9 protein-coding genes and 2 rRNA genes are annotated in these 13328 nt (G+C 66.9%); 8 read left to right on the top strand and 3 right to left on the bottom strand.

Annotated features, from left to right (window positions below; translation table 11 throughout):
- Positions 1-152: 152 nt before the first annotated feature.
- Both RQM47_RS02785 and rrf read left to right on the top strand, forming a co-directional pair.
- Positions 153-3071 (top strand): 23S ribosomal RNA (locus RQM47_RS02785).
- 136 nt (positions 3072-3207) lie between these two features.
- Positions 3208-3319, top strand: a 5S ribosomal RNA gene (gene rrf, locus RQM47_RS02780).
- 34 nt (positions 3320-3353) lie between these two features.
- On the opposite strand, the gene tmk is transcribed toward rrf, so the two are convergent.
- Positions 3354-3998 carry a dTMP kinase gene (gene tmk, locus RQM47_RS02775; protein ID WP_314007291.1) on the bottom strand — a complete coding sequence of 215 codons (645 nt, stop codon included), beginning with the start codon at positions 3996-3998 and terminating at the stop codon, positions 3354-3356.
- A gap of 182 nt (positions 3999-4180) precedes the next feature.
- Between tmk and RQM47_RS02770 the strand changes: the two genes are divergently transcribed.
- From RQM47_RS02770 to RQM47_RS02745, 6 genes are all read left to right on the top strand, one after another.
- On the top strand, positions 4181-5605 hold the full coding sequence (locus tag RQM47_RS02770; protein ID WP_311663037.1) for a tetratricopeptide repeat protein: 1425 nt from the start codon (positions 4181-4183) through the stop codon (positions 5603-5605).
- On the top strand, positions 5605-6450 hold the full coding sequence (locus RQM47_RS02765; RefSeq protein ID WP_311663038.1) for a shikimate dehydrogenase: 846 nt from the start codon (positions 5605-5607) through the stop codon (positions 6448-6450). The genes RQM47_RS02770 and RQM47_RS02765 overlap by 1 nt, the downstream gene beginning before the upstream one ends.
- Complete coding sequence (locus tag RQM47_RS02760; RefSeq protein WP_311663039.1) at positions 6447-7136, top strand: polyphenol oxidase family protein; 690 nt, start codon at positions 6447-6449, stop codon at positions 7134-7136. Before RQM47_RS02765 ends, RQM47_RS02760 begins: the two co-directional genes overlap by 4 nt.
- 119 nt (positions 7137-7255) lie before the next feature.
- Complete coding sequence (recJ, locus tag RQM47_RS02755; protein ID WP_311663040.1) at positions 7256-9043, top strand: single-stranded-DNA-specific exonuclease RecJ; 1788 nt, start codon at positions 7256-7258, stop codon at positions 9041-9043.
- Between the two features lie 243 nt (positions 9044-9286).
- On the top strand, positions 9287-10006 hold the full coding sequence (locus tag RQM47_RS02750) for a ferritin-like domain-containing protein (RefSeq protein ID WP_311663041.1): 720 nt from the start codon (positions 9287-9289) through the stop codon (positions 10004-10006).
- A 42-nt stretch (positions 10007-10048) separates the two neighbouring features.
- Entirely contained in the window at positions 10049-10861 is an 813-nt protein-coding gene (locus RQM47_RS02745; protein ID WP_311663042.1) for a ferritin-like domain-containing protein, read from the top strand.
- Positions 10862-10960: 99 nt separating this feature from the next.
- Here RQM47_RS02745 and RQM47_RS02740 read toward each other — a convergent pair whose 3' ends face one another.
- Positions 10961-11434 (bottom strand): DUF4126 family protein, encoded by a 474-nt coding sequence (locus RQM47_RS02740; protein WP_311663043.1) that lies wholly within the window; start codon positions 11432-11434, stop codon positions 10961-10963.
- 191 nt (positions 11435-11625) lie between these two features.
- Positions 11626-13167, bottom strand: a complete 1542-nt coding sequence (locus RQM47_RS02735; RefSeq protein WP_311663044.1) for a S8 family serine peptidase — start codon at positions 13165-13167, stop codon at positions 11626-11628.
- Positions 13168-13328: the final 161 nt, after the last annotated feature.

The following is a 13328-nucleotide window of genomic DNA, read 5'->3' as shown; positions in this document are numbered from 1 at the left end:
ACTTTGACATATTGATAGCCGTAGCAAAACTGCATCAGGGTCGAACCTGAAGCACCTCCACCTCGGTGGGGTTGTAGACGGTTCGTCTTGCTGAGACAAAGCATCGAGCGACTGGAGACTCTCCAGATCGAACGTAGACTCAATCGAGGTCGCATCAAGCGATTAAGAGCACACGGTGGATGCCTTGGCACAAGAAGGCGACGAAGGACGTGATAAGCTGCGATAAGCCGCGGGAAGGGGCAAATACCCGACGATCCGCGGATTTCCGAATGGGAAAACCCAGCAGGTTGAAGACCTGTTACCTGCACCTGAAAACATAGGGTGTAGGGGCCAACCCGGCGAACTGAAACATCTAAGTAGCCGGAGGAAAGGAAAACAATTAGTGACTCCCTAAGTAGTGGCGAGCGAACGGGGAATAGCCCAAACCGAAAGAGTTTCGGCTCTTTCGGGGTTGTAGGACCTGCACACGGTGATCTGCAAGCAGAAGACGAAGTGGTCTGGAAAGCCACACCATAGAGGGTGATAGTCCCGTAGACGTAAAGCGAGCAGCGCCGCAGTGTTCCTGAGTACCACGGGACCGGAGAAATCTTGTGGGAATCTGCCAGCACCATCTGGTAAGGCTAAGTACTCTCTTGTGACCGATAGTGAACTAGTACCGTGAGGGAAAGGTGAAAAGAACGCCTAGTAGGCGAGTGAAATAGTACCTGAAACCGTGTGCTTACAACCAGTCGGAGCCCGTATATCGGGTGACGGCGTGCCTTTTGCATAATGATCCTACGAGTTACTCTTCACTGGCAAGGTTAAGGCGTTTAGCGCCGAATCCGAAGCGAAAGCGAGTCTGAATAGGGCGCACAGTCAGTGGAGGTAGACGCGAAACCAGGTGAGCTACCCATGGCCAGGTTGAAGCGCGGGTAAGACCGCGTGGAGGACCGAACGGGTGTCTGTTGAAAAAGGCTCCGATGAGCTGTGGGTAGGGGTGAAAGGCCTATCAAACTTGGAAATAGCTCGTACTCCCCGAAATGTATTTAGGTACAGCGTCTCTCCATAGTGTGCCGGAGGTAGAGCACTGATTGGACGCGGGCCCTTCACCGGGTACCAACTCCAGACAAACTCCGAATGCCGGACACACGTTCAGAGGCAGTGAGGGCGCGGGTGATAAGATCCGTGTCCGAGAGGGAAACAACCCAGATCGACAGCTAAGGCCCCCAAGTCCATGCTAAGTTGACCAAAGGAGGTCGGACTGCTTAGACAACTAGGATGTTGGCTTAGAAGCAGCCATTCATTTAAAGAGTGCGTAATAGCTCACTAGTCGAGCGGTCCGGCATCGAAAATGTATCGGGCATCAAGCATGGCGCCGAAGCTTCGGATTCTACTACGTAGAGTGGTAGGGGAGCATTCCAGCAGCGCTGAAGCTGAACCGTAAGGTTTGGTGGAGCAACTGGAAGAGAAAATGTAGGAATGAGTAACGATAAGACGGGTGAGAAGCCCGTCCGCCGTAAGCCCAAGGGTTCCTGTTCAACGTTAATCGGAACAGGGTTAGTCGGGACCTAAGCCGAGGCCGAAAGGCGTAGGCGATGGCAAACGGGTTTAATATTCCCGTACCACCCAAAGGCGTTAACGTGAGGCGTGACGCAGCAGCGTAAGGTCCGCGACCCGACGGAATGGGTCGTTGAAGTGCGTAGGCTGGAGCGGTAGGCAAATCCGTTGCTCCTTTAAGGCCGAACCACGACAGTAGGGGGATCCGAGAGGTGAACCCATAGTGACCCCAAGCACACTGCCGAGAAAAGCGTCGTACGTTGCCAAGGGTGCCCGTACCGTAAACCGACACAGGTAGGCGAGGAGAGTATCCTCAGGCGCTCGAGTGATGCGCGGTCAAGGAACTAGGCAAATTGGTCCCCTAACTTCGGAAGAAGGGACGCCCTCTTCGGAGGGCCGCAGTGAAAAGGCCCAACCGACTGTTTAGCAAAAACACAGCTCTCTGCCAAGTCGCAAGACGACGTATAGGGAGTGACACCTGCCCGGTGCTGGAAGGTTAAGGAAGGGGGTTAGCCGTAAGGCGAAGCTCTCGACCGAAGCCCCAGTAAACGGCGGCCGTAACTATAACGGTCCTAAGGTAGCGAAATTCCTTGTCGGGTAAGTTCCGACCTGCACGAATGGTGCAACGAGTTGGGCACTGTCTCGACCGCGCGCTCGGTGAAATTGTGGTCCCGGTGAAGACGCCGGGTACCCGCAGCGGGACGGAAAGACCCCGTGCACCTTTACTACAGCTTAGCATTGACTCTGGCCAAAACGTGTGTAGGATAGGCGGGAGGCTTTGAAGCGGCGTCGCTAGGCGTCGTGGAGCCACCCTTGAAATACCGCCCTCGTTTTGGTCGGCGCCTAACCCGCTGCCGTTATCCGGCAGGGGGACAGTGTTAGGTGGGTAGTTTGACTGGGGCGGTCGCCTCCCAAATTGTAACGGAGGCTCCCAAAGGTGCCCTCAGCACGGTCGGTAATCGTGCGTAGAGTGTAAAAGCACAAGGGCGCTTGACTGCGAGACATACAGGTCGAGCAGGTACGAAAGTAGGGTTTAGTGATCCGGCGGTCCCGTATGGAAGGGCCGTCGCTCAAAGGATAAAAGGTACGCCGGGGATAACAGGCTTATCTCCCCCAAGAGTTCACATCGACGGGGAGGTTTGGCACCTCGATGTCGGCTCATCGCATCCTGGGGCTGAAGAAGGTCCCAAGGGTTGGGCTGTTCGCCCATTAAAGCGGTACGCGAGCTGGGTTCAGAACGTCGTGAGACAGTTCGGTCCCTATCTGCTGCGGGCGTTGGAGAATTGAGTGGATCTGTCTTTAGTACGAGAGGACCGAGACGGACTGACCTCTAGTGTACCAGTTGTGACGCCAGTTGCATTGCTGGGTAGCTACGTCGGGAAGGGATAAGCGCTGAAAGCATCTAAGCACGAAGCCCACCACAAGATGAGTTCTCCCTTGTAGATCGTTCTAGATGAGGACGTTGATAGGCGGCAGGTGTACGCATGGCAACATGTTTAGCCGAGCCGTACTAATTATCTACCAGGCTTGATGCACTCCACCTCGACTGCGTGTACGTACGTCAGGAGGGTCTCAAGACGCTCGATGAATATTTGCAAGGAGAGTTACAGGCATTGCCTGTTGGCTCTGCCCTGTGCAGTTTTGCTACGGCTATCCATATGTCATCCGATTCTTGGTGACTATAGCGCGGGGGATCCACCTCTTCCCATTCCGAACAGAGCCGTTAAGCCCCGCAGCGCCGATGGTACTGCCTTTTAGGTGGGAGAGTAGGTCGTCGCCAAGTCCCCTTAAGCCCCGACGCTTCAGAGCGTCGGGGCTTATTTGTTTGGCTGAATCCTGTTCGGACTTAGGAGACCAAGAACGTCATCCAAGACATTCTGACGAATCGCCTCAGCTGTGGCCGCACCGTCTAAACGCACAGTACGGTCCGGGCTTGAGTCGCAGAGGCGGAGATACGCATCTCGGACTCTATTGTAGAAGGGGATGTCTTCCTTCTCGATCCGATCGCTTGTGCCTTCGTCTCTCCGACTCTTTGCCTGTTGAGGAGTGACGTCGATGAAGTAGGTCCGGTCTGGCTGCCGACCTGCCACAACGAAATCGTTGAATGTCTCGAACCACTCCAACTCCTTCAGGGAGCGCCCTCCACCCTGGTAGGCCGTTGAGGAGTCAGCAAACCGATCCGCGATTACGATGGCGCCTCTGCTTAAAGCAGGTTTGACGACTGTGTCGACGAGGTGAGAGCGCGCTGCGCTGAATAGCAGCAGCTCAGTTCGTGGCGAGACCGTGCGTGTGCTGTCGAGTACTATGCCCCTTAGGTCTTCCCCCAACTGAGTTCCCCCGGGTTCTCGAACCTCCACCACGTCATACTGGAGGCGGCGCAGCTCAATGCCGAGGAGCTTTGCTTGCGTGCTCTTCCCAGAGCCGTCGATGCCTTCGAAGGAAATGAAGAGGGGCTGAGACATGACGTGGCGCAGAGGGCCGACAAGCGGGACGACTGAGAAGGAATGCTGGAGGTGGACGGCGCTGGTGTGAACCGCCTGCGCGTTGCATCACCCGAAGCGCCCGGCTATACTAGGCACGCCCATAGGAACGAGATGGCCTCGTCCCGATCTCCTGCTCACATAGAGCCTAAACGCTCGCGCGAATGTTCGACTACGAGTTCGATGATCCCGCTGGAGACGACCGCACGGACGAACTGGTAAAGGCGTACGAGGCTTCTCTCTGCGACGGCGCTGCAGGTTTCTTTGCCTTAGACGACCTGGAGCACATCGCCGCCTACTACTTCGAGGTGGGCCGCTTTGAGGAGGCCCTCCGTGTTGTCGACGATCAGATCGAACGGTCCGCAGGGGCGTCCGATCCGTGGATGCGGAGGGGGGTGCTGCTGAACCACATGGAGCGGCACGAGGAGGCTTTGAGAGCGTACGAGCAGGCTCTGTCTCTGAACCCGATCGATCCGGAGACGCTTGTCAACTACGGGATCACGCTTGACACCTTAGGCCGCTCAGAAAGCGCGCTCGTTGCGTTCGACCGCGCATTGACAGTTGACCCTCTCGCGGCAGACGCTCTCTTCAACAGCGGAATCGCGCTTGAGAAGCTGGAGCGATATGATGAAGCGGCTCTCGCGCTCGAGCGGTGCGCAGAGATCGACGAGGAGCACCCGGAGGTGTGGTACGAGTTGGGGTACTGCTACGACAGGTTGGGACGCCTTGATGAAAGTGTCCGCGCGTATGACCAGCAGATTGAGGTCGACCCGTACGCGCAGAACGCGTGGTACAACCGAGGCATCGTCCTCAATCAGGTCGGGAAGTACGACGAGGCGGTACAGTCGTACGACTTCGCGGTCGCGATCGACGACGGATTTACGTCTGCGTGGTACAACCGGGGGAACGCCCTTGCGAACCTGGACGACGCCCGGGGGGCGGCCGAGAGTTACCTCAAGGTGCTGGAGCACGAGGACGGAGACGCGTCCACGTTCTACAACCTGGGGCTCGCGTACGACGACTTAAACGAATACGAGGCGGCCGTCGACTACTTCCGCCGCGCCGTCGGCGACGACCCGGAGTATGCCGATGCGTGGTACGGGATGGGCTGCGCCCTAGACGCTCAGTCCCTCTACGCCGACGCGCTGGCTGCATTTTCGCAGGCCATCTCTCTCACGCCACAGGAGAGCGAGTACTGGCACGCCCGAGCGGACACGGAGTACAACGCCGGCCAACTCGCGGAGGCGTTGCGCTCGTACGGGCGGGTCATCGAACTGGACGCGTCGAACAAGGAAGCGTGGCTCGACTTGGCGGAGACGTGTTTGGAGATGGGGCTCCGAACGGAAGCGCTCGAAGCGTTCTCGCAGGTTATCCGCCTCGACCCCGAATCCAGCGAGGCGCACCTGCGCCAGGCCTGGGCGCTCGCGTCTGTCGGCCAGCGGGAGAATGCCGTGCGGTCGTTCCGGCGAGCGGCAGAGCTTGACCCGTCGCGGGCCGATGAGATTCGGCGGGCGTACCCCGACCTGATGGGCGACCTGAGGTCGGGTGGGTTCCCCCGCGGCCCCGTCTCTGGAGACGAGAGGGCGTAGTGGCAGCGAGGTTGGTCGTTCTGTTGGGGACGCCGGTCGCGCACTCCGTCTCGCCCGCCCTCCACAACGCGGCCTTCCAGGCGCAGGAGTTGGACTACACCTACGTCGCGTGCGACGTGGACAGGCCGTCGCTGCCGGCTGCGGTGGAGGGGCTGTGGGCACTCGGAGGCGCCGGAGCAAACGTGACGATCCCCCACAAAGAGCAGGCGCTCTCGCTGGCATCCGCCGTGACGCACAGTGCCGAAGTGGTCGGCGCCGCCAACACCCTCGTCCGCACCGCCCAGGGCTGGCGAGCCGATAACACCGACATCGACGGATTCCTCGCCCCGCTCAGGCGACTCGCCACCCCGCCCCGCTACGAGACCGTCGTCGTGTTCGGAGCGGGCGGGGCGGCCCGCGCCGTCGTCTACGGCGCGTTGCGCGACCTGAGCCCGCGCCGCGTCACCGTCGTCGCCCGGCGGCCGGAGCAGGCAGAGCGCCTGATCCACGACCTCCACCACGTCGCGGGCGGGGCGGAGCTTGTCGCCGCCCCGCCCGGCGAGGCTGGCGGCGCCGTCCGCGAGGCCGCGCTCGTCGTGAACGCCACGCCGCTCGGGATGGGCGATGGGCGGACGCCGTGGGCCGAAGCCAGCGACTTCCACGCCCGCCAGGTCGTCTACGACCTCGTGTACCGCCCCGCCCAAACGCCCTTGCTTCGGATGGCGGCCGAGCGGGGGGCGACGACGATCGGCGGGCTGCCGATGCTGCTCGCGCAGGCCGCGGGGAGCTACCGCCAGTGGACGGGCCGCGAGCTCCCGATGGACGTGGCCGAGCGGGCGGCGCGTGAGGCGCTGGGAATAGGATGACCGACGCCGCTCTCCGCCCCGCCCTCTTCGCGGACGCTCCGGGGCTCGTCGCCGGGTTTACGACGCGCGCCTTTTCGCCCGCTGGTGAGCCGCTCGACGCGGCGCGCGCGCGGCTCGCTCGGGAGACGGGGATAGCGGTCGCGTCTGTCGGGCAGGTGCATGGAGCGGATGTCGTCGTTGTTCGACAGGCGGGGCACGTTCCCGATCACGACGGGCTCGTGACGGACCGTCCCGGCCTGCTCCTGAGCGTGATCGCCGCCGACTGCGCGCTCGTCCTGCTCGCCGACTCCGAGGCCGGCGTCGTCGGGGCGTGTCACAGCGGGTGGCGCGGGACCGTCGCCGGTGTCGTCGGGCGGACGGTCGAGGCGATGGGCGGGGTGGGCGCCGACCCCGCCCGCCTGCTCGCCTATGTCGGCCCGTGCATCTCGGCCGAGGCGTTCGAGGTGGGCGAGGAGGTCGCGGCCCAGTTCGACGCCTCGGTTGTCGTGCGGCGTCCCGAGTGGCCCCGCCCGCACATCGACTTGCGGGCCGAGATCGAGCGGCAACTCCGGGCGCTCGGCGTCCGCCCCGCCCGCGTCGAGGCGACCGACGCGTGCACGGTGGCCGACGGCCGGTTCTACTCGTACCGCGCCGAAGGCGGGGCGGCCGGGCGGATGCTCGGGTTCGTCGGGCGGCGCTCCGCCTGAGGACCGCCCCGCCCGCGCGAGACGGGCGGGGTGGGGAGAGCGGCCCGGTGCCCGCCCCGCCCGCCCCGTATCTTGGACGCTAGTAAAACAGAGAGCGGGGCGGGAACGCTCCGGCACCTATGACCGAGGATTCCCCCGCCGCGCCCTCCCCGTCGGAGGACCCCGGCACGACGACCCGCTGGACGCTCCGCGCGGTCGAGGACGAGGCCGCCGTCGACCAGATCGCCTCCGACCTCAACGCGCTCCCGCACGCGCTCGCGCGGTCGCTCGCGCTCCGCGGCGTCCGGTCCTTCGACGACGCCCACACGTTTTTCCGCCCCGCCCTCGGCCGTCTCCACGACCCCGGCCTGATGCGCGACATGGACCGGGCCGTCGAGCGCGTGGCGCGGGCCGTCCGCGGCGGCGAGCGCGTGCTCGTCTACGGCGACTACGACGTCGACGGGACGACGTCGACGGCCATGATGACGACGTTCCTGCAGGGGCAGGGGCTCGACACCTCGTTCTTCATCCCCAACCGCTTCGAGCACGGATACGGGCTGGGCGAGGCCGGGATCGACGCGGCCGTCGAGCGCGGCGCCTCGCTCATCGTGGCCCTCGACTGCGGCATCACGGCCGTCGACGAGGCGGCATACGCGAAGGCGCGCGGGCTCGACCTCGTCATCTGCGACCACCACACGGCGGGCGACGTGCTCCCCGACGCCGTGGCCGTCCTCGACCCCAAGCGGCCCGACTGCGACTACCCGTTCAAGGGCTTGAGCGGATGCGGCGTCGGGTTCAAGCTGATCCAGGGCGTCCTCGCCGAGCTTGGCCTGCCGCCCGAGGAGGCGTGGCCGTACCTCGACCTCGTCGCCGTCTCGACGGCGTGCGACATCGTGCCGATGGTGGGCGAGAACCGCGTGCTCATGCGGGCCGGGCTGAAGCAGCTCGTCGAGCGCCCGCGGCTCGGCCTCACGCTTTTGGCCGACCGCGCGGGCGTCGACCTGGATGCGTGCACGGCGTCGAAGATGGTGTTCCAGATCGGCCCGCGCATCAACGCCGCCGGGCGGATCGCCGACGCCGGCATCGCCGCCGAGCTGCTCGCCACGACGGACGCCGTCGAGGGGCAGCGGCTCGTGGACGAGATCGAAGGCCTCAACATCCGCCGCCGCGAGCTCGACCGCGAAACGCGCGACGAGGCGTTCCGGCTCGCCGAGCGCCAGATGGACGACGACCCGCTCGCGCTCGTCGTCTACAAGCCCGGGTGGCACCCCGGCGTCATCGGGATCACAGCCAGCCGCGTGGCCGAGCACTTCCACCGGCCGACGGTCCTCATGACCTCGAACGGCGACACGCGCACGGCGAAGGGCTCGGCCCGGTCGGTCCAGGGCATCTCGATCTACGACGCGCTCGCCCAGTGCTCGGACCTCCTCGACCGCTTCGGCGGCCACGCCTTCGCCGCCGGCCTCGCCCTCCCCATCGACCGCGTGGACGAGCTCCGCCGGCGGATGCAGGACGCCGTCGGCCTCGCCGTCGACGACCCGTCCGACCTCGTCCCCGAGATCGAGGTCGACGCCCACCTCCACCTGGGCGACGTGACGCCGCGGTTCTGGAGCGTCCTCAAGCAGTTCGGCCCGCACGGGCCGGACAACCTGCGCCCGGTGTTCTGGGGCGAGGGGCTCCGCGTGGTCGGCCAGCCGTCGCGCGTGGGCGCGCAGAAGCAGCACCTCCGGCTCCGCGTGGCCCAGCAGGAGGGCGGGGCGACGTTCCCCGTCATCGGGTTCGGCTTGAGCGAGCGGTACGACGCCGCGCTCGCGAGCGTCCGCCGCGGGCGCCCGCTCGAGCTCGCCTTCCAGGTCGACGAGAACACGTGGAACGGGCGGACGACGCTCCAACTCAAGGCGCAGGACCTGCGCGTAGCCGAGGTCTAGAGGCCGCCGCCCCGCCCAGGGCTCGTCCACATGCGGCCGCCCCGCCCTCGACGTCGAGGGCGGGGCGGTCTGTATTAAGGGGTGCTGCCCGGGCGGAGAGGCGGCTCCGGGCGGGGTGTCGTCGGAGCGCGTTGTCGGACAGACACGTACGTGCAGGTCGGACGCGGCCCCGTCTTCGGGCGGGGCGGGACATTCGGGTGTCTGGAGGCGGTTCCAGACAGCACCACACGACCCCCCTTCCCTATGTCATCCCCCCTGCCCCCCGCTCTCGCGGCAACCGACCGCCGCGGGTTCTTTAAGCGAGCTGGACTCGGTCTGGGCGTCGCGGCGGCCGCGACCACGCTCCAGGCGTGCGACACGAACGACGACGACGACGACGCGGGCGCAGTAACGCTCGACTTCTCGTCCGATGTCGGCGTGCTCAACTACGCGTACGCTCTCGAACAGCTTGAGGCCGCGTTCTACTCGGCCGTCGTCGCCGACGCCGGCTTTGGCTCGACGTTCAACGCCGACGAGCAGGCCGTCCTCCGCGCCCTCTCGGCCCACGAGAACATCCACCGCGACTTCTTCGCGACGGCCATCCAGCAGGCGGCCGGTGCCGCGGCCGTGCTCCCGGACCTGGAGGTCGACTTTAGCGCCGTCAACCTCTCGGACCGCCGGAGCGTGCTCGAAGCGGCGCGGACGTTCGAAGACACGGGAGTCGGCGCGTACAACGGGGCGGGGCGGTACCTCGAGAGCGCGGACTACCTCCTCATCGCGGGCAAGATCGTATCCGTCGAGGCCCGCCACGCCTCGGTCATCGCGGGCCTGCTCGAAACCAACGCGATCGGCGGGACGCGCATCGGGGGCGGAAGCCAGATCGACGGGAACGGCCTCGACCCGGCGTACACGCCCAGCGAGGTGCTGGGGGCGGTCGACCCGTTCGTCCGCACGGTCATCCGCGCCGTCAACGTGCCGTCGTAGCACTGGCGCTCCTGTCCGTCTCTCCCTCTATTCCGACTCCCCATGTTTGACCTTCTCTCCACGCTCGACGCCGACGCGGCGGCCGGCGTCGCCTCCCGCCGCCGCGCCCTCCACACGGTCGGCAAGATCGGCCTCGGCGCGGCCGCGGCCTCCATCCCGTTCCTCAAGCCGTCCGTTGCCTTTGCCCAGTCGGGCGGCAACACGGCGTTTGAGGTCCTCAACTACGCGCTCACGCTCGAGTACCTGGAGCGGTCGTTTTACCGCCAGGCGCTCGACATGAACTATCTCTCCACAGCCCGCCCGCTCGTCGAGACGATCGAGGCCGACGAGACGGCCCACGTCGCGCTCCTCCGCGGCGCGATCGAGGCGGCCGGCGGCGACCCCGTTGATTACGAGGACGCCGACTTCACGTTCGGCGACTTTCTCTCGTCTTACGACAACTTCCTCGCGCTCGCGCAGTCGCTCGAAGACACGGGCGTCCGCGCGTACAAGGGGCAGGCTGGGGCCATCCAGGGCACGGACTACCTGACGACGGCGCTCCAGATCCACTCGGTCGAGGGGCGCCACGCGGCCGCCATCCGCCGGCTCCGCGGCAACCAGGGCTGGATCCCGCTCGACCAGCCCGGCGCTCCGGTCCCCGCCGTCTACGGCGCCGGCAACGGGTTCCCGGCCGAGGACAACGTGACGCAGGGCGGGGTGGACCTCGCGGGCGCCCTCACCGGCTACACCCGCCAGGAGATCACCGAGGCGTTCGACGAGGGCCTCGACATGGAGACCGTGCTCGGCATCGCCGGCGGGTTCATCACGGGCAACAAAGACCAGGACGACGACGGCGATGGCAGCGACAACAACTAGCCGCCCCGCTCGCTAAACCGCGCCGCCCCGCCCTCACGTTGAGGGCGGGGCGGTCGTCGTTAGAGGAGGCGGGTCGCCGCCCCGCCCGGGTGGGGCGGGCTACTCGGCCACGCGCCGCGCGAGGACCGAGCCCAGCGCGAGCGTCAGCACGTCCTCAGCGACGGCGACGGCCGCGTCTGGGAGGCCGGTCGCGTCGCTGGAGGTGCGCCGCACGGAGAGCATGACGTAGGACGAGGCCACCGCCCCGCCCGCGCCGGCCAGGATCGAGGGGACGAGCGACGTGCGCCGGGCCGCCGCCGCGGCCGCACCCACGAGCGCGCCCGATGCGATCCGCCCGGCGAGTACGCGGGGGGCCGTCCGCGACTCCATGCCGGGCATCTTGTCGCCCACCATCTCGCCGGCGGCGGCGACGGTCAGGAGGCGGCGGGCGAGCGTCGAGTGAAGCGCGTCGGCCGGCTGGCGGAGGCGGCGGCGCCCTTCGAGGGCGCGGCTGAGGAGGGCGGGGGCGGCCATGCTGCGCATGCCGGCGGCCCAGCCGAGGCCGGCGGCGAGGGCTGGTGTGGAGAGGTCCATAAAGAGGGGGAAGAGGAAAGGAGTCCGACGCTCCCCGCCCCGCCCCGTTTCACCGTCCGCCCCGCCTACACCCTAATCGGGGGGCGCCCTACACCTGCGGCGCGCGGTCGCTCGGCGCCGTCCCGGCCGAACACGACGCAGGGCCGGCCCCCGGTGGAGCCGGCCCTGACGGAGCGCGCGGGCGGGGCGCCCTACATCGACCGCTCCCTGGCCAGGCGGATCGCCTCGGCGGCGTTAACGACGCCGCCCGTGGCCGAGAGCGTCCCGAACGCGACGGGCTCGCCGCTGCCCGGCCGCGCGACCTCGTCGTCGGCGTAGCGCGTGGCCGAGTCGAGGAGGATCTGGCGGACCTCCTCGGCAGTGAAGTCGGGGAAGTACGCCATCACGAGCGCGGCCACGCCGGCCACGACGGGCGAGGCGAAGCTGGTCCCGTTCGCCGTCTGCACGCCGCCGCCCGGGGCCAGCGACGTCACGTCGGCGCCGGGCGCGAACAGGTCGACGCCGGCCTGGCCGTAGTTCGAGAACCCGGCCGCGAGGCCGGCCGAGTCCGCCGTGCTCGCGCCGACTTCGAGCCAGCCGTCCGAGGCCGTCCCGTTGAGGAAGGTCCGCGTCGGGAAGTTGTCCTCGACGTCGATGTCCTCGCCCGAGTTGCCGGCGGCGTGGACGAGCAGGACGCCCTGATCGACGGCGTACGCCACGGCCTCGTCGACGGCCTCCTTCTGCGGCGAGTACGACTTGCCAAAGCTCATGTTGATCACGCGCGCGCCGTTGTCAGCCGCGTAGCGGATGGCGTTGGCCACGTCCTTGTCGCGCTCGTCGCCGCCGGGGACCGCCCGGAGCACCATGATCCGAGCCGGCGCGATCCCGTCGATCCCGAGATTGTTGCCGCGCACGGCGCCGACCAGTCCGGCCACGCCGGTCCCGTGGTTGGGGTCGGGGCCGGCCACGTCGGTGTTGCCGTAGAAGCGCTCCGTGACGTCGGCGTAGTCGTCGCCGACGATCTCGCGCGGGTCGTAGTCCGGGTTGAGGCCGTACGTGAGCATGGACGAGATCTGCTCCTCGGCCGCTTCGACGTCGGAGAGCGAGGCGCCCTGGCCGGCGAGGAAGCCGAGGATCTGCTGGGCGCGCTGCGCGTCGGGGTCGTCGCCCACGTCCAGGGCCGTCGGGTCCTCGGGGTCGTAGTCGTCGCCGAACCGCTCGCGGAGCGTGGCGTCGGCGCCGCGGACCTGGCCGAGGATCTGGCCGATCTGGGCGGCCTGCGCCGCGAGCGGCGCGCGCTCGGCTTCGAGGTCGGCCTCGAGCGCCTCGCAGTCGGTGTAGGTCGGGTCGGGCGTGCCGTCGCGGCAGAGCTTGACGAGCCGGGCGAGCTCGTACGAGTCGTGCTCGACGTTCCGGCCGTCTGCCCCGCCCAGGAAGCTCCAGCCGTGGACGTCGTCGACGTAGCCGTTGCCGTCGTCGTCGACGCCGTTGCCGGCCACCTCGTCCTCGTTCGTCCACAGGGCGGGCTCGATGTCGGGGTGCGTCACGTCGACGCCGCTGTCGATGATGGCGACGACGACGGCCTCGGGGTCGCGGTCGCCGAGCTCGGCGTACGCCCGGTCGAGGTCGATGCCGGCCACGCCGGCGTCGCTCCCGAGCAGGTGCCAGTCTGACGGCGGGGGCGGGGCGGCGTCCTGCGCGAAGGCCGGGGCGGCGACGAGGGCCGCGGCGGCGAGGAGGGGGCGGAGAGTCATGCAGAGAGTAGATGGGAGGGCGAGAAACGGGGGCGGGGCGGCGTTCGCGTGGCCGCCCCGCCCGGCCGCTGGCGGAGCCGGAACCTACTCGCGCGGGCGGGGCGGCCGGCGCCGCGCGGCGTCGCCCACCCCGCCCCAGCCGAGGCCGCCCATGTCGGGTG

The sequence above is a fragment of the Rubrivirga sp. S365 genome, from assembly GCF_032248475.1.
In the GTDB taxonomy this organism is placed as follows: domain Bacteria; phylum Bacteroidota; class Rhodothermia; order Rhodothermales; family Rubricoccaceae; genus Rubrivirga; species Rubrivirga litoralis.
Note: the sequence above shows the minus strand (reverse complement) of the source record. Positions and strands in the feature narration are given on the sequence as shown.

Bases quoted from the DNA above. Each gene is read 5' to 3' on its own strand.
- tmk (WP_314007291.1), bottom strand. From the start codon at position 3,998: ATGTCTCAGCCCCTCTTCATTTCCTTCGAAGGCATCGACGGCTCTGGG.
- RQM47_RS02770 (WP_311663037.1), top strand. From the start codon at position 4,181: ATGTTCGACTACGAGTTCGATGATCCCGCTGGAGACGACCGCACGGAC.
- RQM47_RS02760 (WP_311663039.1), top strand. From the start codon at position 6,447: ATGACCGACGCCGCTCTCCGCCCCGCCCTCTTCGCGGACGCTCCGGGG.
- recJ (WP_311663040.1), top strand. From the start codon at position 7,256: ATGACCGAGGATTCCCCCGCCGCGCCCTCCCCGTCGGAGGACCCCGGC.
- RQM47_RS02750 (WP_311663041.1), top strand. From the start codon at position 9,287: ATGTCATCCCCCCTGCCCCCCGCTCTCGCGGCAACCGACCGCCGCGGG.
- RQM47_RS02745 (WP_311663042.1), top strand. From the start codon at position 10,049: ATGTTTGACCTTCTCTCCACGCTCGACGCCGACGCGGCGGCCGGCGTC.
- RQM47_RS02740 (WP_311663043.1), bottom strand. From the start codon at position 11,434: ATGGACCTCTCCACACCAGCCCTCGCCGCCGGCCTCGGCTGGGCCGCC.
- RQM47_RS02735 (WP_311663044.1), bottom strand. From the start codon at position 13,167: ATGACTCTCCGCCCCCTCCTCGCCGCCGCGGCCCTCGTCGCCGCCCCG.